The following is a 23,178-nucleotide window of genomic DNA, read 5'->3' as shown; positions in this document are numbered from 1 at the left end:
ACCCGCCCCGGTGGGCGGCACGGAGACCTCGCCCACCCGGACGGGCGCGCTTAGCCCGGAGCCCGAGCCGGCGACGACGGAGGCGGCACAGTGATCACGCACACCACGCCCCAGCAGAAGGACATCACGTACGACCCCAAGAAGCAGGAGTTCGTGTGGCCGATCACCGTGCACCGGATCGACGGCACCACCGAGGACACCAGCCTCGTCATCACCCCGGACCAGTTCGCGGTCCTGGCCGTGCAGATCGATCGCGCGGAGGACCGACCACGGGAACACCTGAGCGGCCCGAACACCTTCCGGGAGGGGCCGTGACCACCGTCGTGGACGCCACCACCCTGTCCGACTTCTGCTCCGGTCAGATACACGACGCAGCGTCCTCGCTGTGGCCCGGCGAGGAGATCGTCCTTGGGGCGCACGCGCCGAGCGTCACCGGGTATGTCCAGCATATCGAGGTGGGCGGTCGGCCCTTGTTCGCCAAGCACAGCCTGCTCGGTGTCTCGCTCGTCTCGGTGATGCGCGGCTCCTGCGGCAGCTGGGAGAAGGTGGCGGCAGAGCAGGCCGCGTACGCCGTCGCGCCCGCCTCGCTGCTTCAGCGTGAAGCCGCCCAGCTCGATGCCCTGGCCGTCGGCGGCCTGGCCGTCGCGCGTGCGGCTGGATGCGGCGGCGGGGTGCTGTTCACCGAGCCGGTCACCGGGCCGACGCTGGCCGACCTGGTCTTCAAGTCGCCCGAGCGGACAGGCGAGTTACTCGGGCGGACGCTGAGGGCCCTGGAGGTCCTCCAGCGTCCCGTCGTGGCCGAGCAGGCCGACCGGGCTGCGATCAACGAGCGCGGCATCGACGTGACGTTCCGCCGCAAGTTCAACGGGATCTCCGGCCGGGCCTACCTCGATCATCTCGGCCAGGCCCGGCTGGAGAAGCGGACCCGGCACGGCGTCGCGATCGTCGTGCGTCAGGTCATCGCGCGGCTTCTCCGGCTCCGCCTCGCCACCCCGGCGCTCGGGCCTGCCCAGGTCCTGTACGGCGACCTCAAGCCCGAGCACGTGTTCTTTCCCGACGGTCCCGATGAGCTGCCCGTGTTCATCGACCCGGGCCTGCAGCGCGGGCCCGCGCACGCGGATGCTGCCAAGCTCGTCTCCCGCACGGTCCTCTCCCTGATTGCAGCGCCCCCGCCGGACGGGACGACGGCGATCCTCGACGGCATCGCCGCCTTCGTCCAGGAGCAGCTGCGGCCGATGCGCCGTGCGTCAGGCGGGCTGTATCTGCGGAAGCTGCTGGTGACGTGGCTGATGGACACCACCAACATCACCACCACCTACCTGTCCGCTCCCGTGGGTCTGCCGCTGCCCGAGCACGCCGGTGCCGTCGTCGAACGCATCGAGGTGGTGTGCACGCTGCTGGACCGGGTCAGTGCCCTGCTGATGGCCGACGCCGAGCCCGCGGCCTCATGGCGCCTGGCCCTGAGCCATGTGGCGAAGGCGGCCAACCGATGAGCGGGTTCACCGTCGGGGTGATCGGCGCCGGCGCGGTCGGGCAGAGCGTGGCCGCACTCCTGGTCCAGGAACGCTGGTGCGCACGCCTCATGATTGCCGCCCGCACCCTGGAGTCCGCGACCGGACTGGTCACCGATCTTGAGGACATGCGGGAGATCACCCTGTCCTCCGTACGAGCGGAGCTCTCCCCGGTCGCCGCGATGCGCGCGGCCGACGCCATCGTCGTGTGCCCGCGCGCCACGTTTACGAACACCGCCACCAGCGACATCCGGATGGCGGGACTGGCCGCGAACGCCCCGCTGATCCGCTCCCTGGCCCAGGATGTGGCCGGGTACCGCGGACACGTCATTGTGGTCACCAACCCGGTCGACGTTCTGACCCGGGTCTTCGCGACCACCGTCGGCCGGGCCGCTCGGGTGTACGGCATCGGGTCCAGTACCGACTCGGCCCGCTACCGGCTCGCCCTCGCCATCCACCACGGAGTCCCGGCCGCTGCCGTGCGCGGCTGGGTGATCGGCGAGCACGGCGACGGCGCGGTCATCTGCGCCTCGACCACCACGGTCAACGGCCGCGCTGCCGACGTGCCGTTGGAGTACGTCCGGACCCAGCTGTCCGCACGGCCGCGCCAGATCAACGCCGGGATCGGCCGCACCCGCTGCGGCCCGGCCGGCGCGATCCTCGGCGCGCTGCGCAAGACGCTCGGCGTCAGCGACGGCACCGAGGTGCTCTCCGTCAACCACGACGGCGTGTGGCTCGGAATCCCGTTGCAGTTCTCTGTGGGCCGCCCCACCGTGGCCCTGCCCGACCTCGATCCTGATGAACAGCGGCAGTTCACCGCCGCCCGCACCAAGATCGACTCCGCCTACCAGCAGACCCTTCAAGGAGAGACCGCGTGCTGAGCGCCACCCGAATCCACGCCGACAAGGCGACCGTCACGGTCGTCAGCGACACCAAGGACATCACCGACTGGGCCCTGCGCTACTTCGGCGGCTGGTGGAACGCTACCGCTGCGGATGCCCCGGCCGCGCCCAGCGGCAGCATCGTCGAAGGCGGCGCCCTGCTCCTGGCCGACGTCGACAGCAAGCGCCTGGCGGACATCGAGACCCTGGTCGGCGACTACGACCACGACGAAGTCGACTACGCGAACGCCCGCACCCTGGTCGCCCGGCACGAGGACGGCGCGATCTACGCCATCCAGCCCGCCGAACGCCTCGCCTACCACTACGACCCGGCCACCAGCCGGCTCGTCATCGTCGGCGCACAAGCCCAGCCGGTCGCTGTCGCCGCCTCCCGCCTCGCCCGCGAACTCATCCGCGGCCAGCTGCTGCGCGCCGGGTTCCACATCCTGCACGCGTCCTGCGTCGTCCGCGCCGGCCGCGCGCTCCTCACCTTCGGCCCCAAGGGCGCCGGCAAGACCACCACGGCCCTCCTGCTCGCCCGCGAAGGGTACGAACTCCTCGCCAACGACCGGGTGTTCGTCCGCCCCGAGGAGGAGGGACTGCGGATCCTGCCCTGGCCGTCGGCCGCCGCGATCGGCTTCGGCCTGCTGGAATCCGCCGGCCTGTACAAGCCGTTGCGCGCCCGCGTCCTGGACGGCGAGCAGATGCACCCCACTCAGGACCAGCGCGTGACCGACGCCCTGCACGCCGGCAGCACGACGCCGATCTGGAACGCCAAGGGCAAGGAGCTCAAGCCGCAGTTCTTCCCCGACCAGCTCTCCTCGATCCTGGGCATGACGCTCGCCACCCAGGCCCACGCCACCGCGCTCCTCTTCCCCCGCGTCGAGAAGGACACCGAACCCCAGCTCGTCCCAGCTCCGCGCGCTCTGAGGGAAGAGGACTTCTTCACCAGCAAGACCGAGGACCGCTACCCGGACATCTTCCGCCTCGCGCCCGACAAGGCGGCCCCGGCAACCGACCTTGCCGACCGGCTCGCCCTGCTGCCGCGCCGCGCCCTGGTCCTCACCCACGACAGCAGTACGTCCGCCGAACTCCTGGCCAAGACCGCCGAAGAACTCCTCGCCGAGTAGAAGCCCCGCAGAACTGGCCGGACTCCGCCCCTCAGGAGTCCGGCTCGTCCACCATGGAACACAACGGAAGGGAACGGCTCGTGACCATCGCACCCGAAGCCCCGACAACCCCCCTTATCCCCAGCTTCCTTGAGCTGGAGATCACCCGCCGCTGTCAGCTCACGTGCGCCTCGCACTGCTACGCCAAGGCGGGCCCGACCCAGGGGCACGGCGTCATGACCGGCAAGGACTGGAAGCGGGTCATCAGCGAGGCCGCAGCACTCGGCGTCAAGAAGATCCAGCTCATCGGCGGAGAACCCACGCTCCACCCGGACTTCGCCGAGCTCGTGGGACACGCCCTCGCAGAAGGGCTCGGGGTCCACGTCTACTCCAACCTGTACCGCGTCCGCGCCGAGCAGTGGGAGCTTTTCACCCGCCCCGGCATCACCCTCGCGACGTCCTACTACGCCGACACCGACGAGGGACACGACAAGGTGACCGGCCGCACGGGCTCCCATGCCGCGACCCGCGCGAACCTCATCGAGGCACACCGCCGCGGCATCCGCGTGCGGGTGGGGATCGTCGACGTCCTCGACGGGCAGCGCGTCGAGGAGGCCCGGGCGGAACTGCAAGAGATCGGAATCACGCAGGTGCATATCGACCGAGTCCGCGGCGTCGGCAACGCAGCCAAGGACGCCGGCCTGCCGTCCACGTCCGAGCTGTGCGGCCGGTGCGCGACCGGCATCGCCGCGATCCTGTCGGACGGCACTGTCACCCCCTGCGTACTCGGCCGTTTCCTCCCGGCCGGGCAGATCAAGGACACGCCGCTGGAGCGGGTCTTCAGCTCGCCGCAGTGGCAGCGGGTCGCCGCGAGTATCCCGGCAGGCCGCCATGACCCGTGCGGTCCCGATTGCGGTCCCAATGACGACAGCAGCGGGGGCGGAGGGACGTGTTCCCCCGCCGACGACAGCGTCAGTCCGAGCGCGGGCTGAAAGGCAGGACACTCTTGATGGACTGGGAATCAGCAGCACAGCGGCTGGCCGCCAGCACCGTGATCCGGCCCGAGTCACGCTGGCATCAGCCCCTGGCCACCACACCGAGGCATCTGTTCGTGCCGCGGTGGTGGTCCAGGGCCACCCGCAGCAGCGGCGAGGAGGTGTGGGAGCTGCGCGACGGCGCGAGCGACACCGAGGCGTGGCTGCGGGACGTGTACGCCGACACCACGCTCGTCACCCGCGTCGGCACCCTTCACGCCGACCACGCCGAGGTGGACCAGACACCTGCCCGGGGGCGAGCGGGCCGCTCCACCTCCTCCTCCACGCTGCCCGCCCTGATGCTGATGATGTACCGGGCCGCGTGGATCACCGACACCTCCCGGCTGCTGGTGACCTGCGGCAGCGGCTACGGCACCGCTCTGGCCTGCGCTCGTCTCCGCGCAGAGCAGGTCACGAGCGTGGACATCGATCCGTACCTGGTGCAGGCGGCCCGGAAGCGGCTGGCCGAGGTCGGCCACCATCCGCGCGTCGAAGTCTGTGACCTGACTGGAGACCTGCCCGAGGGCACCTACGACCGGATCATCTCCACCGTCTCTGTGCCCGGCGTGCCCGGCTCGTGGCTGGAGGCGCTCGCCCCTGGCGGACGGCTGGTGACCACCATCGCCGACACCGGGCTGGTCATCATCGCGGACAAGACCGTCGACGGCGGCGCCGTCGGGCACGTCGCGCCGGAGGCGGCCGGGTTCATGTCCGCGCGGCACGGCGAGGACTACGACGACACCTTCCCGGAGAACCCGCCGCTGTGGCAGACCGCTCAGCACGCCGAGGGCGAGAGCATCACCACCAGCCGCTACCCGCTGATGTACGTGCCGGACACCTGGGACGTACGCTCCACCCTCGAACTCCTCGTTCCCGGTATCGACCACCGTCAGCAAACGGCGGACGACGGTACTCGCACCGTCTACATGCTCCACGCGGACGGCTCCTGGGCCCGCGCCACGGCTGCCGGACGCAGGGACTCCCCGACCGTGCACCAGGGTGGGCCGCGGAGACTGTGGGACGAACTGGACCGCATCCGCACCTGGCTCGTCGTCGACGGCGACCTCCCCATCCGCGGCGCCACGGTGACCATCACCCCCGACGGCGCAGCCACATTCTCTCGGAAGGGCTGGTCGGTCACCCAGTGATCGGGATCAGCGGGACTGACGGGACGCAGAAGCACAGATCGAATCGGTCCGAGCGCTCGCGCCAGCCGCAGCGTGCAACAACGCTGTTGCTCGACGTGGAGACCCAATAAACCGTGGAACAGGGAGTATGTGCCGCGTCGTGCGCTCCGCGCACTCCGACACACTGGCGGAAGAACGGCGCCCGCCGACGCGACCGGCATGAACAAGGCCGAGCGGGACCGCGCCTACGACCGGCTGCGTGAGACGTGGGCGACTCTCAGATTCGTTCCCTACGGCGGCCCCTCTACACGATCTTCGCGACTGCTGGGCCGACCCCGACGAACCATGCTGTCTCTCCAGGCGGGGGTCGACACGGTCCTCGGTACGGAGACGCTCCCGGACATCTCGCCGGGCAGCGCCGTCGACGAGGCGGCCCAGGTGGTCGCCGCGAAGAACGCCTTCTGGGTGGCGGCGGCCGACTGGCTGGCCTCCGCTCGCACAACTCCGTTCGACGCGGCCGCCGTGGCCGGGGGCGAGCCCGCGGCCCAGTGGCCCCCTGCCAAGGCGCACACCACCGGCCGTGCCCCCATGCTGTGGCTGGCCGGTCCAGCCGGCTGACGCGACGACGGACGACCCCGCCACCAAGCCCTCGCCAGGCGGCCGCCCTCTCGCCAGATCAGTCCCGCCGCTTCCGTCGCCGGTACAGGCGCTGGTGCACGACGCCCGGGCCTACAGCAGGTCAACTTCCGCGTCGACGTACCCGAACTCCCGGGCCATGCGCACCAACGCCTCCTGAAGCAGGCTCTTGCGCTCCGCCTGGCCCATGGCCGGCGCTGCGATGATGGTCACAGCCATCCGCGATCTGGGGCCTCCGTCGTTGGAGCCGAGCGGCGCCAGATCGACGAGCGTGTCCAGTACCGGCAAGGCGCCGTTGTCCGCGGGCTGTTCGCACGTCATCCGCAGTTCGGTGGTGGGCGGGGCGGCCCACGACAGCCCGGCCGGGTCGCCGACGACGTCGGGCAGCAGCTCGGCAGCCGTCTCCCACGCGTCGAGCAGCACGGCTTGGACCTCGTCGAGGCCCAACTGCGTGTCCCAGCCGGGGCCAAGGGCTGCAGCCCACGCCTCCGCGTCCTCGATCAGGACGTCCGCGCAGGCGACCACGGTGGACTCCATGGTGGTGGGCAGGGCGAGCATGACGGAGGCCTTCAACGCCGGGCCGCCGGGCGGTCCCGCGATCGTGCACGTGTAGCCGACGGAACGGGCCGAGTTGCCGAAGGGTCCCCGCTCCCAGCGAGCGGCGGGCAGATCCGCGCCCCGGCGCCTGGACAGCATCGTCACCGCCCCGGCTACCGCGCTGTGCGGAAGCTGCTGCTCGAGCAGCGTGCGCCGGGGTTTGCTGATCTCCAGCCGGCCCGCCTCGGCCCAGGGCAGGTTCACCACGGCGCGCAGGCGCAGCGCCGGCGTCTGGCCGGAGGTCCCGATCTCGGCCGACCGGCCCTGGTTGAGGCTGAAGCGGGGGAGCGGCTGCCACCTCCACACGCCGCGCCCCGAGCACGTCAGGCGGCCCGCGCCCCACGATCCGCCATCGACGTCCACACTCCGGGAGTCGGCCGCGATCACCCACGGTGTGTCCGTGCCCTCGGGCGGGCGGGGCAAGCCGATGGCGGCGAGCGGGCTCTGGCCCGGTGCATGCCGGCCGGCTTCGACGATCGCCTGCCAGACGGGCGCGGCGACGGCGACCGGAGGGCATCCGGCCACCAGGCACAGCACCCAGCCCGGCTCGCCGTCCCGTTCGTGGTGCAGATCCTGCAGAGCGGCCGAGCCCAGCGCCCATGCCTCTCCGGCCGGCTGGCCCAGTCCTGCTTCGGCCATCTGCTCGTACGCTGCCCGCATCTCCCGTTCGCGGTCGGGCAGGCCCTGTCCGACCCGCAGCCCGCCGTCCGGCCCGGCTTCAGAGACGGCCTGCCGTACGAGCTCGGTGAGGGCCTGGGCGGTGGGCATGCCGGAGGCCCGCACACCGGCGGAGAGCAACTGCTGGATCTCGGTCCGCGGCAGCCAGTGCGTGCTGTCGCCGTCCCGCCTCGGCACGGCGACCGTGTCCGTGCGCGGCGAACCGGGCTTGCCCACCGGCGCCGGCACGACGAACAGCGTGTCGACGGCCTGCGCGGGGACGTCGATGAACATCACCCGCTCGCCGTCCGCACCGGACCATCCGACGCGCACCCCGCGAGGAGTTGGGGTGATCCGCTGGCGGATCAGTTTGCGGATCTGGTCCACGTTCACCGCGGCCGGGTCGAGGCCGACGATGTGGTCCAGGACCTCTTCGTCCTGCTCGAGTCGGGTGGCGATGCCGATGACGATGACCCCGCCGCCTCCGTTCGCGAACGCCGCGACGTCCTTGGTGAGTTCCTCGACCGCCTTGGGGTCGGCCAGCTGGTACGGCGCCGCCTTGGCGTCGAGCCACTGCGTCTCGCGTATTCCGAGCAGGGAGACCGGCTCCTGGGCGTCCAGCGCGGCCAGCGCGCTCTTCAGATCCTGTACCACCCCGGCAGTATCCACCGCCGCACACCTCGGGCCACCGGATCTCGAAGACCCCGCCTACGCACGGCCGCTGATCCGTCGACCGCATCTCTCACAAAGAAGTTCGCGACGACTGTCACACGCGCCGGAGATTCGACACCTGTAGCAGGTGACAGCACCACCGACGCAGGAGAGCCCAGATGATCACCGACCCTCGACCTCGACGCATAGATCGGGACGTCTTCCGTAACGAAGAGGAACCCGAGTACACCTTCCCGGGGGATGTACGCCGGTGGGCCACGGGTGAGCCCTTCCGGCTGGCCAGCGAAGAGTGCCAGGAAGACACCCTGATCCCCACCGCGGGCGAGATCCAGGCTATGGGCGAGGCGCTCCTGCTCGATGCCCTGATCTCCGAGTACGGTCTCCACCGGCCGGCGCTGACCGGCGGTCCGTTCGGGATCATCATGGTGACCCCGCGGCCCCAGGAGATCCTGATCCGTGTGGCGCCGCGGCAGCTCCCCCGTTGGGCAGCAACAGTCCTGCGCACCGTCACTACGGGCGCGACGTTGCTTTGGTCTGCCGAGGAACACGGCATCGCGTTGACTCTTGCAGGCGCCCGCGTGGTTCTCGTCGCCACGTCAGAGTCGGACTGGCGTGCGGCTATGAACCGGACAGAACACTTCGCCGCCGAGCCGGGCAGCGCGCGGGCCCAGGACGACCGCATCGGCTATCTGTCGCCGATCGTTCCGCTGCTCTCGGCCACCCTGCGCCGCGTCCGTCTCCTGAGTGACTCCGAGGTGGGCAGTCCGACGGTCGAACTGGTCGTTGCCGAGCACCGCGGTGAGCCTTGCCTGTACGACGCCTCCGGCGGCGGCCCCTCGGCGGTACCGCTGTGGCAATCGGTGGCCGTCCCGCTCGAACTCTGGCCGCCGGCTCCGGTCTACCGTTCACCGGCCGCAGCAGATGTCCGCGGGGCGATCAGTCGGCTGATGAGTGAGGCGGGTGACGGTCTCGGGATTCCAGTGCGGGACTTCGCCGAAGCGCTCTGCAAGGTGGCAGGAGTACCCGCCGTGCCGCTGACCCTGCGGGCGTCCCAGGCCGCAATATCGGTTGCCGAGGAGGTGCTGGCGGACCCGCGCTTCGCCTCGCTCTTCGACGGTGGGGGATGGGCAGCCAACCGTCGTCGCGACCTGGACATCGCATGGGTTGCCCATACGGACGAGGCGGTGGTTCCGCCAGGCGCAGAACGCCTGGTCGAGGCATTCACTGGAGAGCTGGACATGCTCGGCATGCTGACCCTGTCCGAGGAGCACGCCCTCACCGAGTCGCTCACCGCTGCAGGAGAACTCGAAGAGGACGTCGCCGCCCTCGGCCAGCAGACGCTGACCTGCCTGCTGGATTGGGCCTTGGCAGCGGCCACTCGGCCGACAACGCCCTGGTTCTGGTACAGGCCCGAGGGATCCAGCGCCTTGCACTCGAACGCGCCGACGACCGCCCCCGACGGCGTCCTGCAAGTCAAAGCGGCAGCGGACTCGTACGCGGTGAGGGTTGCCGCGCCCTCACTGCGCGAGGACGAGTACGTACACACGTGGGAAGAGGGCGACGCCCCCTCCGCGGCCGCCGCGATCCTGCTCGCCGAGAGCGCAGCGATCACCGCCGGTGTCGCGATGCACTACGTGCGTGACCCGCGCAAGGGGCGGCTCCTGCTCCCCCGACCCGTTGACGAGCAGACCGACCTGACCGCCGCCGGCGTGATCCTTGCCGCGCACGCCGATTCCATCCTCGGCTTCACGGCCCTGGCATCGATGTTGTCGAGGCTGCGCTATCGCGCAGAAACGGCAGCTAGCGCTGCCGAGGGACACTGGCGTCGCGATGCTGCGGACCCCGACGACCCCTACGACTACACACACTCCCTTCTGGGGGACGTCCAGGTCTGGGTTGGCACGCCCGGAACACATGATGGGGAACCGGCGAACACGGCATTGCCCGACAGCCTCGAGTACCGCCGTCACCTCGCTGCGCACCGCGCCGCCATGGACCCTTTCGTCACCTGCTACCTCACCGCCGCCGCGCAAGCCGAAGACGCCAAGGACTTTGACGACCGTCACCGCGCCGGTGCTGCGGCCCTGCGTAACGCCGACCTGGAGCAACTGGCCGCCAGCGATCCTCGGTCCGTAGCTCAGCGGGTCCTGACCGCCATTACCGCCATTCCCCTCGACGGCGACGCAATCGACGCGTGGTACGAGGCTTACTTCGAGGAATGAGGCAGTCCAGGAGGCGCGACGGCCTTCGCGTCCGGCGCTGCGCGCACCGGCACCGGGCCACCGGTCGGCGGTCGCCGGAGACGCGCCATCGGTGCAGAAGGAGGGACGCCGGGACTCGGCACTGCGCGCCGCCGACCAGTCCAGCGGTTCGGCGGCGACGGCGTCGAGGACCGCCTCGGCGGAGCGGAGGGTTCCGGTGGCGCTGCGCCCGCAGGGAGCGAGAAGCCCGGCTTCGAGGAGGTAATCGAGCTCGCGCCGGTGCAGCCCCAGGTACCCGGCGGCCTGCTCGGGACCGAAGGCCCGGCCGTCTCCGGCGACCGCGGGCGCGGGGACGGAGGCCGTGGCCTTACGGTCCGTCTGCTGTGGTTGCATCACCGAGTCCCCTTGGGTCCCTACGCGTTCGGGTCGCCGTCCCGGCCGACCTCGTCGGCGAGGTGGAGAACACCCCTGGTGCCGAAAACGGTGTGGAACATCACCAGGCCGCCAGCCTGGTCGGTTCCGGAAGCCGCGTCATCGAACCAGCGGCTGGAGCGCAGGGCCTGGGCGACGCACTCGGCCACCGCATCACCGACGGGCGCGACCGACGTATCGGGCGACACCAGCTCGGGCAGGTCCTCCAGGTCCATGCCGTGGTGCTCCAGGTGCTGGATGAGCAGATGCGCCAGGGCACGCGACGGGTCGCTGGTGTGGCGCTGCCCGTCGTCGGGGTCCATCAGCCCGGGGAAGACCACGGCGCGGGTGAAGAAGTCGCACAGAGCCCCGAACACCTCCGGGTCCGGGGCGTGGCTGCGGTCGTCGCGTGCCTTGAGGGCCCACTGCAGGATGACGTCCACGTGGGCGCGCCGGGCCCGTTCCGCTGCGTCCGGCGTGCTGGCGTCGCTGGACCCGGGGGCGTCGGCATCGGCGATGCCGACGCCCCCTGCGGGCACCTGTGACTCGGCAGGATGAACACCGTCCACCTCGTCCTGCCACCGGTCGAAGGCCGCGGCTTCCTCCTCGGCACGCTGATAGGCCGCGTCGTACTTGTCGTCGCCCAGGACCGCGGCCGACTCCGCCCACCTCACGAGGATCGTGGAGTGCTCCCACCGGTCCTCGGATGCGGGAAGCTGGTCGCGGCGCCCGTCCATGAGGGCCGGCAGCAGCGCGGTGATCGCCTCCGGCGCCGCCAGCACCGGCACCGGCAACGCGACGGGCTTGTCACCGCCTCGCTCGTGGTACGCCCAGCCCGTGGACGAGTTCCACACCAGTTCCAGCCCGTCCGGCCACTCCTCGCTGGTCAGCTCCGCAGCGCCGCCGATCCACGACCACCGGGCCTCCGTCGTACCCCGCGCCTCTGTGCGGCGCACCGCGAATTCGGCATCCGCGTAGCCGGCGCGTGCGAGCGCACCCTCGATGACGCGCGGGTACTTCTTCCAGCCCCTGAACTGGTCCACGGTGTGCCCTCTCCTGCTGCTGCGAACGGCCTTGCCTGTCTCCTGGTCAGCCTGCCAGCCGCCACCGACACCACCCCCGCCGGTAATCGAACGCGAACCGAAAATGGGATCGGCCGTGCGATTTCTGCGGCCGCCCGGCATCCGCCGAGCCGGCGGACGTAGGCCCGGCCATCCGCCGGTGGAGTCTCTGAACGAAGCCGGCCCGGGCGCAGCCGTACGCTGCCAAGGTGGCACCCATGGAATCCGTCGACACCGCCCTGGACCGTGTCTGGCCTGCCCAGCTACGCACCGACCGTCTCCTCCTGCGGCCGGTCACCCGGGAAGACGGCCCCCTGGTGAGCGAGTTGTTGACCGACGACCGTGTCCGCGCGCACCTCGGCGGTCCGGTCACGGAGGAGCGCGTCGCCGTCCGGCAGGCCGCCCACCCGACGACGGCCGGCGCCTTCACCGTCGTCCGCGTCGCCGACCAGCGGCCGATCGGCATGGTGACCATCGGCGCCGACCACAGGTGCGAGGGCCGCGCCGAAATCTCCTACCAGCTGCTCCCCGCCGCCTGGGGCGAAGGCCTGGGCAGGGAGGCCGTCGCGGCAGCCGTCAGATGGTGGACGGACGCCATCCCCGGCGGTGGCCCGCTGATCGCGGTCACCCAGAAGGCCAACCGCGCCTCGCGCCGCATGCTGGAGGCGATCGGCATGACCGTCGTCGACGAGCTCGACGAGCACGGTGCGCGCCAGTGCCTCTACACCCCCGCGGGCGACCAAGACGACAGCGACCTGCGCTGGTTCCGCCTGCTCGCCGAGCGCCGGGACGCCGTCGAGCGTCGCCGAGGCGCCCAGGCACGCGCGACCGAGGCCGGCCAGAACCTTCCCGACGACCTCTCGGCGCTCACCTCCGAGGAACTGGCCCGGTTGTGTCCCGCCCGCCACGGCGCCTACGGCCGGATCTGCGCCCGCATGGCCGATCACACGCCGGACCTTCACCTGGGCCGGGCACAGGACGGCGCGTGGATCGCCTGGCTGACGACGGCTGACGCCTAGTAGGGCTTGTCCGGTGGATCGTGGGCGGAGCACGCTTAATGCCCCACGACCTCACGGAAGTCGTGGTTCGCTTACTCCAAGCGCCACCGTCCAGCACTGGGGCGCGACAGCGGTCAGGGGCAGGCGTAGGGAGAGGCCAGAGGTGAACGAGGAGAGGTTCGGCGAGATGGCGGGCCAGCTCGCCCGGGCCAGCTTGGATTCGTGGCGCGCGGGAAACCGAGCCTTCGCGGTGCTGCATTGCGGTATCGGGTGCGAACACATTCTCAAGGCTCTCTTGTGCCACCACGACCCGCTTCTCATCTCAGAGAAGGGCGACCGGGCCCACCGCTTCCATGCCCTCGGATTCGGAAACGCGCCAGGGGTCAAGCCGCTGGCCGAGGCTCGAACCATCGGCATCACGGAAGCGTTCAGGGACGCGACGGTCTTCATGGACGGACGTATGCCCCTCGACGAGCGGGGCTTTCACCCGGTCGCCGCATCACGCAACGGCGTTGCTCATTACGCGCACCACAACGAAGAGTCTGCGGCCGAGGTCGTCAAACTCGGCCTCCAGGTCATCGAAGCCGTACGCGCCGAACTGTGCCTCGACTCCTTCACCTTCTGGGGCGATTACCAGTCCGTCTTCACGAACCTGGACAAGGTCGCCGACCTGCCGAGCCAGAAGGGCCAGAGCGACCGGCCGGCCATCGAAGGAGCGACCGAGCAACTAGCGTTTCGCCAAGCCCAGAAGGTCTTCCGCGAGCTCACCACAGCCGCCCGGACGGCTCAGTCGGTCACTTCATGGTGGGCTGAGGCGCGGCACGCCGACGTCCAGGAAGCTGTAGCCCGCACGACCTTGATCGCAGCCCTGCTCACCGCCCTCGACTCCGCTGGGTACCGGGTAAGGGACGCTGCGAGAGAGCTTCTCGTCGCCTACAACATAGTCCCCTACACCTTCCCGCTCGAAGCTCCGCCCAGCCCTTCCGAGATCGAGCAGCGGGCGCGGACCGCAGTGATGGTGAAGGTTGTACTCGCATCGAGCGTGGGCGCCGCCGTCCGTCGCGTTCACAACGACTTCCCTGCCTTGTCCATCGCGTCGATCCTGGCTGAAGTCAGCGCTTCAGGGCGTCTACTGGAAGACCGATTGGCGAAACCCGGCGCACGCCGCTGGTGGCATAACTGCCCGGCCTGCGGCTACAGCAGCAACGTCTACGGTGACCTGGAGCCCAGGGGCTGCTCCTGCGAGGGGGAGTGGGACATCTGCCCGCACGACGACCGGAACGAGGGGGTGGGAAGTATCGAGTCGTTCTGCTGCCCGTTCTGTGGGCTACTCCTGAATCACAGCGCGGAGTTGGCGGCGGCCGGCGTCGCGCCCGAGACGGCAGTGCCCTCGGACGCGTCCCCGGCGAGTGGATGATATAGAACCACCGCCTTGCGCCAGCACGGCCTGCAAGATCCGCCGGACGGACCCTAACCGCCCTCCCCGGCGTGAGCGCGTCGGCGCTCAGAACTCGTCGGCGCGCATCGGGACGAGCCCGGCGACCTCGAACTGGGTCGTCTCCGGGTGCAGTTCGAGGAAGCGGGCGATGACCTGGGCGTGCGCCTGGCCGGTGAACAGGTCCAACGCCACACGGTCGAGAGGACCGTCCAACTGCAGGTACGTCATGGCCAGATGGGCGCCGTGGTGCAGAGCGTCCTTCTCGGTGGGGTAGGTCCAGGTGCTCAGCTCGCGTTCCGGCTCGCTGCGGTGCAGCAGAACCCACGGGCCGCCGGCCGCCCCCTTGGGCGCGTCGGCCAGGGCCCGGCACATGCGGCACCACGATGCGTTCGCGGCAAGCCGCTCCGCCGAACCGGCACCCCACACCGGCTCCGGCACGACGACGCGCGCGACCGCCGGCCGTACGGGCAGGGCCTGCGGCTCCCGGGTGAGCAGTTCGGGGACCCGGTAGGCGGTGCGGGCGCGGCCCTTCCTGCCGGCCGGAGGCTGCCACAGTGCCCGCGGCCACGGCTCGTCGAGCGTTACCGAGGGGCTGCGGCTGAGGAAATGACCGAGGTTGACCAGGTCCCCGTCGGACGGTGTCGGCTCCTCCCCCGGAGGCAGCGGCAGCAGCCACCCGGCCGCGTCCTTCACCCAGGACTGCCCGCAGCCGCACCAGTGCACGGCGGCATCCTGCTCGGCGGGGCTGTCGTACCAGTCTGGCTCTTCCCGGCCCAGCCCGAGGCGCGCCATGGCGGTCGGCTTCTCGCACGGGCAGGACGCGAACCGGTACAGCTGCACATCGGGCTGCTCGTCGCGCGAAGCGTGCAGCCACGCCGGATGGACACCCAGCGCGCCCGCCAGCGCCTCCCGCTCACGCTCACCGGGCCGGGACCGGCCTGCGCCCGATCTGGTGCGCGCCGACGCCGACGTCGCTCCCCAGGCCGACCGCGGTCTTCGCGGCCGCCTCCTGCAAAAGCCGCAGACGCCGCGCGAAGGGGGACATCTCCAGCAGCGCCCACACCGGGTGCTCCCCCTGGGGCTCGACGTGATCCGGATCGTCTTCCCACACCTCATGGAGCTCGTTGTAGGACGAGGCGTGCTCGGCCAGCGTCTCGGTCACCCACCGGCGCACCGCGGCGTCGTCCGCCCACTGCTCGTCGGTAGCCCCCCAAGCCGCGGCGTCCGCGTTCTCCGCCAGCACCAGCTCCTCGTGCAGCGGGAACACCAACTCCTCGACGGCCAGCAGCGCCCGGGAGGCGACGACACGGCGGGCCGGCTCCGGCACCGCGCCGCTCAGCACGCCCGACAGCACGTCGACGGCCCGTACCACCAGCCGGTCCTGCTGCTTTCCCCCCCTGCTCACCCTGACCCCACTCCCGCGGCCGCCGCGGCCCCGCACGTGCCACATCATCCCGGCCACGACACGGACGCGGGCGACAACGCCCGAAGTTCACCCACACTAGAACAGACCCGCTCCGCACCCCGGACAGCCAGCAGCGCCCGCCATCAGACCCAGCACAATCGCCAGATGCACGGCCACATACGCTGTGCCGATGCCCGTCGTGCCCCCGCTCTTCAGCGATGCCGAGACCGACCACCCGGCCATCGCCCAGTGGTGCTCCACCATCCTGGCCGGCGACACCGCCCGCCTGCTCCTCCTGGGACCGCACTGGTCCGGCAAGTCCCACGCCGCTTACGCCGGGCTGCGCCGTCTTCTCGCCGCCGGCTACCGCGAGGAGAACATCACCGTCCACCAGGCCCACGATCTCCGGCGCAGCTACGAGCCCAGCTTGATCGAGAACACCACCGCCGTCACGGTCATCGACGACCTGACCCTCTCCGTCGACCTGGTGCGCGAGGCGAAGGTGCCGCTGAAGCCGGACCCCGCCGACGTCCAGGCCATGATGGCCCTGGAGGCGGGAGCACTCGCGGATGCCGTCGCCCGCCTGAGCCTGCTGCCGCGGCGCTCCTGGCTCCTGATCGCCTCGAACCTCGACTGCCTCGTCGAGGCGGTCGGCCACGAGACCGCCGAGCGCCTCGTCGCCGTCGCCGAGCAGGCCGAACTCGCCCCACGCCCCCGGCCGACCCTGCGCTGGTAGCAGCCGGACAACCAGCACGCCCGCCCCCGCCTCAACCAGCTGGACTACGCTGCGCGTTGTCGTCAGGGCGAAGGAAGGGCGGGCTGTGGCCAAGCGGACGAACGGCTCCGAGAAGAACCGCAAGGAGCCGCTGTCCGGCGTCGCACGCCGGCTGTGGGCGTTCTCCGGCAACGAATGCGCCTGGGGCGACCCGCACTGCTCAACCCGGCTGGTCACAGAGGAGGGTGCCTGGGTCGGCAAGATCGCCCACATCATCGGCGCCGAGCCCGGCAGCGCCCGTCACGAGGCGTGGGTCGGCACGGACGTCGAACAGCTACGGGACTTCGACAACCTGATGCTGCTGTGCGGGGTGCACCACGACCTGATCGACAGCAGCGTCACCCGACACGACTACACCGTCGAGTACCTGCGGGCAGTCAAACAGAAGCACGAGGCCAAGTACCGGTACACGGTCGAGGACATCGAGGCCGAGTTCCGCGACACGGTCAACGGCTCCCTGGTCCGGCCCGCCACCACCATGCGTCGCTTCTTCGCCTGGGAGGACGCCGACCAGGAGCCTTCCGACGAACAGGACCTCCTTGAGCTGGTCAACCGCTTCGCGGGGCGTGTCGGCGGCCTCACGCGGATGGCCCGCCAGGTGCTCGCCCTCGTGGTGCACGAGGAGACCACGGACTTCGAACTGGTGCTGAGGCGCTTCTCGGCGGACCGTACGACGCTGCTCAGCGTCGTACGCGAACTCCAGAAGGCGGAGATGGTCTACCTCCAAGCCGAGGAGTACGACGAGGACCGCGGACAACTGTCCCTGCTCGGTGGCGCTCTGGAGGGCGTCCCCGAAATGTGGGACGAGCTTCGAGGCTTCTGCCACGACGAGAAGGTCGACCTGAAGGAGATCCTGGTGGATCTCGACTTCTCCCGCTTGGACTGAGCCGCCGGCGGGCGTACGACCTGCGCCCGGGGAGTGGCGGCCCCGGCCGTACTGCGTCCCGTCACGGGGACTGGGGCCTGTCCCGCACACTCATTCCGGCACGGGCCACGGCGAGCCTAACGGGTGAGCCGCGAGCCCCTGCACGGATCTCCACCGGCCCGACTCATCGGCCCGGTACGAGGCACCGAGGACAAGCACGGCGAGGAGACTGCCACAAGGCATTCACGCCGCCGGCTTCCGCACAGGACAGGTACCGCGAGCGGCGACACCGACGGCATCGTCCTCACCGTCCTGGACGCGCGCCGTGTCGGCCTCGGCGGGCCTGGCGGTGACACCGTAGAAGCCGCCGAAGGCTACGACACCCCTCTTCCCCTCCAACTGGGCGAGCAGCGCCGCCGCTGCCACGCCGCGCGCAAGTTCACTCGCGGTCCGGACCACACGGTTCTGCGCGCGTCCCGACCGAGGACGACCATCGCTGAACTGCAGCACGTCACCGTTCTCGCCCAGGCTGCCACCAGCGCGCTCGGCCTCACCACGTAGCCAGGCCTTGGCCTGCTCGCGAGAATGACCCCATTGCCTGAGCCTGTACACGATGTCAGCGCCGCACAGCGGAACGGCGAAATCCAGGAAGAGCCGCAGCTCATCAATAGCATTCAATGGTTCAGGCTGGCGCATAGAAGAATCTCCTAGAACACAAAGAGTCGGAAACTCGAAATAGGGCTAAAGAAGCGGCTGGGTTCCAGGGGAAAGCGAGCAAGACGCGTCAGTCGGAAAGACGCCGTCACGATCGGGCCACACGGCCTGCCAGTACGGCACGGCAATCTCCTGGCCGTACACCGCCCGCAGCATCGCGAAGGGCTCCAAGGACTCCACGGGGCGCATGAGCAGCTGGAATCCGTTCGCAAGAAGCCCGTCCAGTACCTCGCCGGCGACCGGACCAGACGATCCGGCGAGCCGCTCGACGACGGAATGGAGCACGCCCTGCATCACCCTGACGTCCAGCCCGGCCATGACGAACTCATGCCCCAGAGACTTGTGCAGACCGATGGTGTAGCAATAGGCAGCAGAACCCTCATCAGCAAGCACCGGCTGGACGGCGAACCCGTGCTCCGCGATCACGGCCCGCAGTCGAGCAACGTATTCCGTCATGAAATCGGGCGGACACACGGGGCAATCCGCGTCCCCGCAAGAATCGTGAGGACGGCCCTCCGGCAAGACATTGGCCGCGACGTCGGGCGTGAAATCCCGATCGCGAACGACCAGTTGGGACAGATCGCCGTCCGGACGGCACGACTCCAGAGCCGGAAGGTCGATAGGGCCCCACCGGCCCTGCGACAGGTCACCCCCCAGGCACGACCACCCGTAAGCCTGGCCGCTCGCGTCGTCGACCTCCACGACGTACCACTGGCCCCAGGTGGAGAAGTACCGGAGGGCGACCACCCTGTGCTCATGCGGTTCCAAGACCGTTGCCCACAGACCCGGGATCTCGGCCAGCACCGCCGGGGCCGGGTAGAAGCTGCGGTCGCGCTCCTTGCGCCACAGCTCGGGCGGCCGCGTCCTGACCGGAGCGCCCCCCTGCGCAGAGCGCTCGGGTTCGACCTGGGCGCGGAAGATGGCCTGCTCCACATCCGGGTGATAGACCGACACTTCTTCGCCGTCCCAGCGCACGGCGCACGCCTCCAGGTCACCGGGCAAGGCACGCAGTTCGGGGACGGTCTCCATCGCCCTGAGGAAGAGGGCGATGAACAGTTCCTCGTGTCCTCCGGCATCGGCAGCGACGGTGGTTCGCTCCCAGGGGTGCCCGAGGAAGCGCATGCGGATGTCCGCCATGATCAGTTCTCCAGTGAATCGTGGGTGGGGAGGCCGACGAGGGCCTGGCCGAGGACGTGCGTCGTCGCTCGGGCGATCGCGGACCGGCGGCGCTGCGCGATCGCGCGCATCACGGGCCATCCGGCCTCGACAGGTGAGAAGGGGAGGAGCCCGGAGCCGGACGACTGCCGTGCCTGGTACTCGCCCACTACGGCGAGCACTGCGACGCCGAGCAGGTCGGCCCCCTCACCCGCCATCCAGTCGCCGAGCGTCGCTCCCGGGCTGCTGCTGAGCCGCTGGATGAGCTCGTGCACGCCGACATGCGGAACGCCCTCGGCATCGCAACCAGCCTCGAAATGCCCGAACTTGGGGACGTACGCGTGGTAGTGCCCGTCGGCGCTCCAGTGAGGGTCCTGCCACAACTCGAACACTGCGTTCGGGGCGTCCTCCTCCAGCCGCGCGGCGACCTCCTCGCAGAGTCCCAGCGCGGCGTCCCGGGCGCGGTAGACCTGCCCCAGCGTGAGGGCCTCGGCGGGACCATGCTCATACTCGCCGCGGAGTTTGTGCTCCCGCATGAGGTCGAGAAGCGCGACCACTTCGCCAGCGGGAGCCGAATGGATGCGGAGCTGCAGATCAGCAGACACGATTCTTCCTAGGTATCGAGCGCCACGGTGGGCGCGCATGAAGAGGGAGGGGGCAGCGCCGCGCGCGTTGTCGGCAGCGGTGAAGGAGAGGGGCTTCGGCGGCTCGGCCGGCGCCCTCGCACCTGCGGGGGAGTGGGACCGGGCGGCGTTTGGTGTGTGGGCGGCTCTTCGGCCGTCTGGCGTGACGTCGCAGACCTGCTTGAGGGCAGCCGTCAGAGCCGCGATGCCTCACGCCGCCAGCTGCGCGTCTCGGCGCGGCGAACCAGACGGCGGAACCAGGGCCCCTTTTCGCCTTCATCGCTGTACCGGCCCGGCAGGATCTTGCTCCCCACGGAGCCGGTCCGAGCGTTCTTGACCTTGCGACGCCTCGCGGGACGCTTCTTCGCCCCGGTTCCCGGGACGGGGGTACTCATGTTTAGATCAACTCCGCATTCGCGCCGATGCATTACGCGGCGTCGTTCTCAGCGCAGTCGGGGCAGTCGTCGGGACAGCGGTTCAGGGTGCCGTAGGTGTGAACCTCACAGCGCACACAGGGGTCGACGGAGGCGACATAGTCGCCGTCTTCGGCACGGGTTTCTCCGGCCCAGTCGTCAGCCGGGATCCCAGTCGGTTCGTTGCAGTGGCCGCAGTTGACCTCGCCGGGACGGTAGATGGCCATCAGAGCTCACGCTCGGGCAGACCGCCGTGGAGCCTCCACAGGAACTCCGACATGTCGACGCCGACTTCGTGCTCGGCGTCGGAACTGTCGCCATCGACGGCCTCGTTCCAACGTGCGAGAAGTTCTTCGACCTCGGCCAGGTCGGAGGGGCTGAGTTTGGTGCTCAAGACGCGGTCCTCTTGCTTGCGCGCCCCGACGAGCGGGGTCGGCTGATGGGGTTCGGGCATGGCCCGTGAGGGTTAGAAGGTCAGCCACGTGAGGCTGTTCAGCTCACGCTTCACTCCTCACCGACCACCACCCGCACGCCCGACATCCGGCACTTCTGGCCGCGCACGAAGTGGCGATCCAGTCGGCCGTTGATCAGGTCGACAACCGCACCGCACCCGGCGGACGGACAGCGGACGGCCATCACCCGGCCCTCGTCGTCGAGGAGGGGCATCTCGGGTGCGAGGGCCATCGCGGTCTGCTCGCCTCTCAGGCGTACGGAGAAGGTCACCGCGCCGCCGGCCTGTACGTCATCGAGACACGACTGGCACAGGGGCCGCCTGCGGGCTCTGGCTGTGGCCTCTGGTGACGGGGTCACACGGTGGCCGTCGGGGGAGATGCCGGGCGGCAAGCCCGTCTCGGGGTCGATCAAGAGGCTCGGGGCGGTGTGTCGTTCCAGTTCGTGAAACACCGTCGGGCGGCCGCAACAAGGGTACTTCATCAGGTAGAACAACGCGAGCTCTCACGATCGTCGGAGTGGTGTGGGTAGGCGCGGAAGGCCCTATGGGAAAGGGCCGTTCTTGTGCGTGGCTGTTCCAGGGAGATCCAGCCGGTGACCTCGGTCGGGTCGTCTTCCTCGACGAGGCCGCGGGCGGCGGTCTGCTGGTCGGGTGGCTTCTCGGCCGGTTCTTCGTTCCCCGGCCTCACAGGAACAACAGTACACACTGAAATGCGAATATGCAACATTCTTGGGATGCTTCCCGGCACCCCGGCACCCCGGCAAGACGCGGCGCGGTCCGGCCGCCAGCCCGTACGGGAATGGGGACCATCTGCGCCTCGGTGCCCCGAACCAGGTACCGGAAAGCGCGAGAAGCCCATCCGAGCACCGCCGTCCCTAGACCGCGCCGTGCCCTCAGGCCCCCGCCCCCGCACAGCCGTCTGCCCGCCCTCGTCCCCGGCCCCAGCGCGCCAGGGCAGAAAGGGGCGTGCAGAGCCGACAGATGTGCGCCCTGCCCGAGGCACGGCCGGACCCGTACCGTCGCAAGATCGGGCCGAAGACCCCCCGGGAGGACCCCGGGACACAGCGGCCGGGGAGGACGGTGGCGTGGTTGTGGAGCGCAGGAGGGTACTGGGCACCGGGCTCTGCGCGGCGGTGCTGTGGACGGGCGGCACGACATCGGTGCTGGCCGGCGAACGCGGCCAGCACCTGGCCGAGGGGGATCTGCCGGCCGCGCGCAGGCTGTTCGCCGCCGGCAGGTACGACCGGCTCCACCAGATGCTCCCAGGGATGGTCGCCCGCGCGAGCGAGAGCGAGCGAACGGGCCCGGTCGGCGCCAGCCGGGCGGCGGGGGTATGGGTACTCGTCTCTCAACTAGCAGTCAAGGAAGCCGAGATGGACACTGCGGCCGCCTTCGCGGTCCGGGCCGGGACGGCGGCCCGCCGCTCGGGCCGACCGGTACTCCTCGCGGCCGCCGCGCGCGCGGCCGCGACACCGCTGCGCCGTACGGGCCGCGCGGACACGGCCCTGGAGCTGCTCGGGGAAGCGCACGATGCGCTGGACACCGCTCCCCGGCCGTCCGCAGCCGTCCTGGACGCGTCCGGCATGGTGGCCCTGACCGCGGCATACACCGCCGCCCAGGCCCGTATGCCCTCCGTCGCCGAGCAGTTCGCGTCCCTGGCCGAACAGACCGTGGCCCGCCTCCTCCGCGACCGCGGACGGGTACCGGCGGGCGGGGAGCTGTCGCCGGCGCAGTGCGTGCTGTACCGGGTCGGCATCCACCAGAAGCTCGGCGACGTCGACCGTGCCCTGGCGTACGCCGCGGGTCTGGAGCCGGCCGTGCTACCCACGCCGGAGCGCCGGGCCCGCGCGGCGACCGACACCGCCCGCGCCCTGCTGGCCGCCGGAGACGTGCCGACCGCGTTCCTCCAGCTACAACTCGTGGAACGGGCCGCGCCGCAGGAGGCCCGCCGCCCCTCAGCCCGCGCGTTGACGGCCGAGGTCGCCGCGCGCCGGCCGGACCTACCCGGCGTCACAGCCTTCGCCCGCCGCACCGCCCCGCCGACCGAATCCCCACCGCGCCCTCTTAGAGCTTGATCAAAGTCGATCAGACCTCGCGGTGGGCATCGTCAGCCCAGGTAGTAGGTGTGTGTCGGGCGAAAGGTCGGGTATAGCAGCTCGAATCCACCCGGGCCCCGCGGGTCGTCGAAGGCGAGCAGCGCCGGGTCGTCCAAGCTGCAGCAGCCACACTTCGGATCCATCCACGTGATGGTGATGTGGGGGAACTCGGCCGCCATCGCGCGGAGGCCTTCCTCCCACGCTGTCTTGTCCTCGTCACGCCAGTCGTGCTGGGTCCCGTCCATGTAGACCCGGTCCAGGCGCTCGGCCCACTCGTCGAACGTCACTTCCTGCGGCCTTTCTGTGCTTGGTGGGGTGGGTGCCCGGCCCGGCCCCGGTGGAGGGGGG

General features: G+C 70.3%; 24 protein-coding genes. 13 read left to right on the top strand and 11 right to left on the bottom strand.

Annotated elements, in window-relative coordinates:
* Positions 1–90 precede the first annotated feature (90 nt).
* The 7 genes from GUY61_RS03125 (at position 91) to GUY61_RS03090 (ending at position 6,280) form a co-directional block, all read left to right on the top strand.
* Positions 91–315 (top strand): hypothetical protein, encoded by a 225-nt coding sequence (locus GUY61_RS03125; RefSeq protein WP_166628476.1) that lies wholly within the window; start codon positions 91–93, stop codon positions 313–315.
* Complete coding sequence (locus tag GUY61_RS03120; RefSeq protein ID WP_166628475.1) at positions 312–1,493, top strand: phosphotransferase; 1,182 nt, start codon at positions 312–314, stop codon at positions 1,491–1,493. Before GUY61_RS03125 ends, GUY61_RS03120 begins: the two co-directional genes overlap by 4 nt.
* Positions 1,490–2,392, top strand: coding sequence for a lactate/malate family dehydrogenase (locus GUY61_RS03115; protein WP_166628474.1), 903 nt, complete (start codon positions 1,490–1,492; stop codon positions 2,390–2,392). Before GUY61_RS03120 ends, GUY61_RS03115 begins: the two co-directional genes overlap by 4 nt.
* Positions 2,386–3,522 (top strand): hypothetical protein, encoded by a 1,137-nt coding sequence (locus GUY61_RS39045; RefSeq protein ID WP_313896483.1) that lies wholly within the window; start codon positions 2,386–2,388, stop codon positions 3,520–3,522. The genes GUY61_RS03115 and GUY61_RS39045 overlap by 7 nt, the downstream gene beginning before the upstream one ends.
* Before the next feature lie 80 nt (positions 3,523–3,602).
* On the top strand, positions 3,603–4,493 hold the full coding sequence (locus GUY61_RS03100) for a radical SAM protein (protein WP_166628472.1): 891 nt from the start codon (positions 3,603–3,605) through the stop codon (positions 4,491–4,493).
* 17 nt (positions 4,494–4,510) lie between these two features.
* Positions 4,511–5,683 carry a methyltransferase domain-containing protein gene (locus tag GUY61_RS03095; RefSeq protein ID WP_166628471.1) on the top strand — a complete coding sequence of 391 codons (1,173 nt, stop codon included), beginning with the start codon at positions 4,511–4,513 and terminating at the stop codon, positions 5,681–5,683.
* A 324-nt stretch (positions 5,684–6,007) separates the two neighbouring features.
* Complete coding sequence (locus GUY61_RS03090; protein ID WP_166628470.1) at positions 6,008–6,280, top strand: hypothetical protein; 273 nt, start codon at positions 6,008–6,010, stop codon at positions 6,278–6,280.
* Between the two features lie 111 nt (positions 6,281–6,391).
* On the opposite strand, the gene GUY61_RS03085 is transcribed toward GUY61_RS03090, so the two are convergent.
* Entirely contained in the window at positions 6,392–8,206 is a 1,815-nt protein-coding gene (locus GUY61_RS03085; RefSeq protein ID WP_166628469.1) for an RNA-binding domain-containing protein, read from the bottom strand.
* Between the two features lie 176 nt (positions 8,207–8,382).
* On the opposite strand from GUY61_RS03085, the gene GUY61_RS03080 reads away from it, so the two are divergent.
* Positions 8,383–10,446 (top strand): hypothetical protein, encoded by a 2,064-nt coding sequence (locus tag GUY61_RS03080; protein WP_166628468.1) that lies wholly within the window; start codon positions 8,383–8,385, stop codon positions 10,444–10,446.
* A gap of 392 nt (positions 10,447–10,838) precedes the next feature.
* On the opposite strand, the gene GUY61_RS03075 is transcribed toward GUY61_RS03080, so the two are convergent.
* Positions 10,839–11,879, bottom strand: coding sequence for a hypothetical protein (locus tag GUY61_RS03075; RefSeq protein ID WP_166628467.1), 1,041 nt, complete (start codon positions 11,877–11,879; stop codon positions 10,839–10,841).
* 236 nt (positions 11,880–12,115) lie between these two features.
* Here GUY61_RS03075 and GUY61_RS39650 point away from each other — a divergent pair, with 236 nt between their 5' ends.
* Together GUY61_RS39650 and GUY61_RS03065 are read left to right on the top strand one after the other, a co-directional pair.
* The gene (locus GUY61_RS39650; RefSeq protein ID WP_166628466.1) at positions 12,116–12,916 is read left to right on the top strand and encodes a GNAT family N-acetyltransferase; all 801 of its coding nucleotides are present in this window, start codon (positions 12,116–12,118) and stop codon (positions 12,914–12,916) included.
* A gap of 142 nt (positions 12,917–13,058) precedes the next feature.
* Positions 13,059–14,312, top strand: coding sequence for a hypothetical protein (locus GUY61_RS03065; protein WP_166628465.1), 1,254 nt, complete (start codon positions 13,059–13,061; stop codon positions 14,310–14,312).
* An 87-nt stretch (positions 14,313–14,399) separates the two neighbouring features.
* Here GUY61_RS03065 and GUY61_RS03060 read toward each other — a convergent pair whose 3' ends face one another.
* Both GUY61_RS03060 and GUY61_RS39645 read right to left on the bottom strand, forming a co-directional pair.
* Entirely contained in the window at positions 14,400–15,125 is a 726-nt protein-coding gene (locus tag GUY61_RS03060; protein ID WP_243766136.1) for a hypothetical protein, read from the bottom strand.
* A gap of 127 nt (positions 15,126–15,252) precedes the next feature.
* Positions 15,253–15,738, bottom strand: coding sequence for a hypothetical protein (locus tag GUY61_RS39645; protein WP_243766135.1), 486 nt, complete (start codon positions 15,736–15,738; stop codon positions 15,253–15,255).
* Positions 15,739–15,928: 190 nt separating this feature from the next.
* Between GUY61_RS39645 and GUY61_RS03055 the strand changes: the two genes are divergently transcribed.
* Positions 15,929–16,474 carry a hypothetical protein gene (locus GUY61_RS03055; protein WP_166628464.1) on the top strand — a complete coding sequence of 182 codons (546 nt, stop codon included), beginning with the start codon at positions 15,929–15,931 and terminating at the stop codon, positions 16,472–16,474.
* An 85-nt stretch (positions 16,475–16,559) separates the two neighbouring features.
* Positions 16,560–17,399, top strand: a complete 840-nt coding sequence (locus GUY61_RS03050) for a hypothetical protein (RefSeq protein ID WP_166628463.1) — start codon at positions 16,560–16,562, stop codon at positions 17,397–17,399.
* 222 nt (positions 17,400–17,621) lie between these two features.
* Here the strand turns inward: GUY61_RS03050 and GUY61_RS03045 are convergent, their stop codons facing one another.
* The 6 genes from GUY61_RS03045 to GUY61_RS03020 form a co-directional block, all read right to left on the bottom strand.
* Positions 17,622–18,074, bottom strand: coding sequence for a hypothetical protein (locus GUY61_RS03045; RefSeq protein ID WP_208105499.1), 453 nt, complete (start codon positions 18,072–18,074; stop codon positions 17,622–17,624).
* A 45-nt stretch (positions 18,075–18,119) separates the two neighbouring features.
* On the bottom strand, positions 18,120–19,229 hold the full coding sequence (locus tag GUY61_RS03040; protein ID WP_208105498.1) for a DUF4262 domain-containing protein: 1,110 nt from the start codon (positions 19,227–19,229) through the stop codon (positions 18,120–18,122).
* A 2-nt stretch (positions 19,230–19,231) separates the two neighbouring features.
* A complete protein-coding gene (locus GUY61_RS03035) occupies positions 19,232–19,852 on the bottom strand; it encodes a hypothetical protein (RefSeq protein WP_166628462.1) in 621 nt (206 codons plus the stop codon).
* A gap of 445 nt (positions 19,853–20,297) precedes the next feature.
* The gene (locus GUY61_RS03030; RefSeq protein ID WP_166628461.1) at positions 20,298–20,510 is read right to left on the bottom strand and encodes a hypothetical protein; all 213 of its coding nucleotides are present in this window, start codon (positions 20,508–20,510) and stop codon (positions 20,298–20,300) included.
* Positions 20,510–20,677: a hypothetical protein gene (locus GUY61_RS03025; RefSeq protein ID WP_166628460.1), complete on the bottom strand. Its 168-nt coding sequence runs from the start codon at positions 20,675–20,677 to the stop codon at positions 20,510–20,512. Before GUY61_RS03025 ends, GUY61_RS03030 begins: the two co-directional genes overlap by 1 nt.
* Before the next feature lie 110 nt (positions 20,678–20,787).
* Entirely contained in the window at positions 20,788–20,967 is a 180-nt protein-coding gene (locus GUY61_RS03020) for a hypothetical protein (protein ID WP_166628459.1), read from the bottom strand.
* A gap of 852 nt (positions 20,968–21,819) precedes the next feature.
* On the opposite strand from GUY61_RS03020, the gene GUY61_RS03015 reads away from it, so the two are divergent.
* Positions 21,820–22,809: a transcriptional regulator gene (locus GUY61_RS03015; RefSeq protein ID WP_166628458.1), complete on the top strand. Its 990-nt coding sequence runs from the start codon at positions 21,820–21,822 to the stop codon at positions 22,807–22,809.
* Positions 22,810–22,841: 32 nt separating this feature from the next.
* Here GUY61_RS03015 and GUY61_RS03010 read toward each other — a convergent pair.
* On the bottom strand, positions 22,842–23,178 hold a 337-nt coding region (locus GUY61_RS03010), incomplete at its 5' end, for a hypothetical protein (protein ID WP_208105497.1).

It is taken from the genome of Streptomyces sp. GC420 (genome assembly GCF_009916105.1).
In the GTDB taxonomy this organism is placed as follows: Bacteria; Actinomycetota; Actinomycetes; order Streptomycetales; family Streptomycetaceae; genus Streptomyces.
Note: the sequence above shows the minus strand (reverse complement) of the source record. Positions and strands in the feature narration are given on the sequence as shown.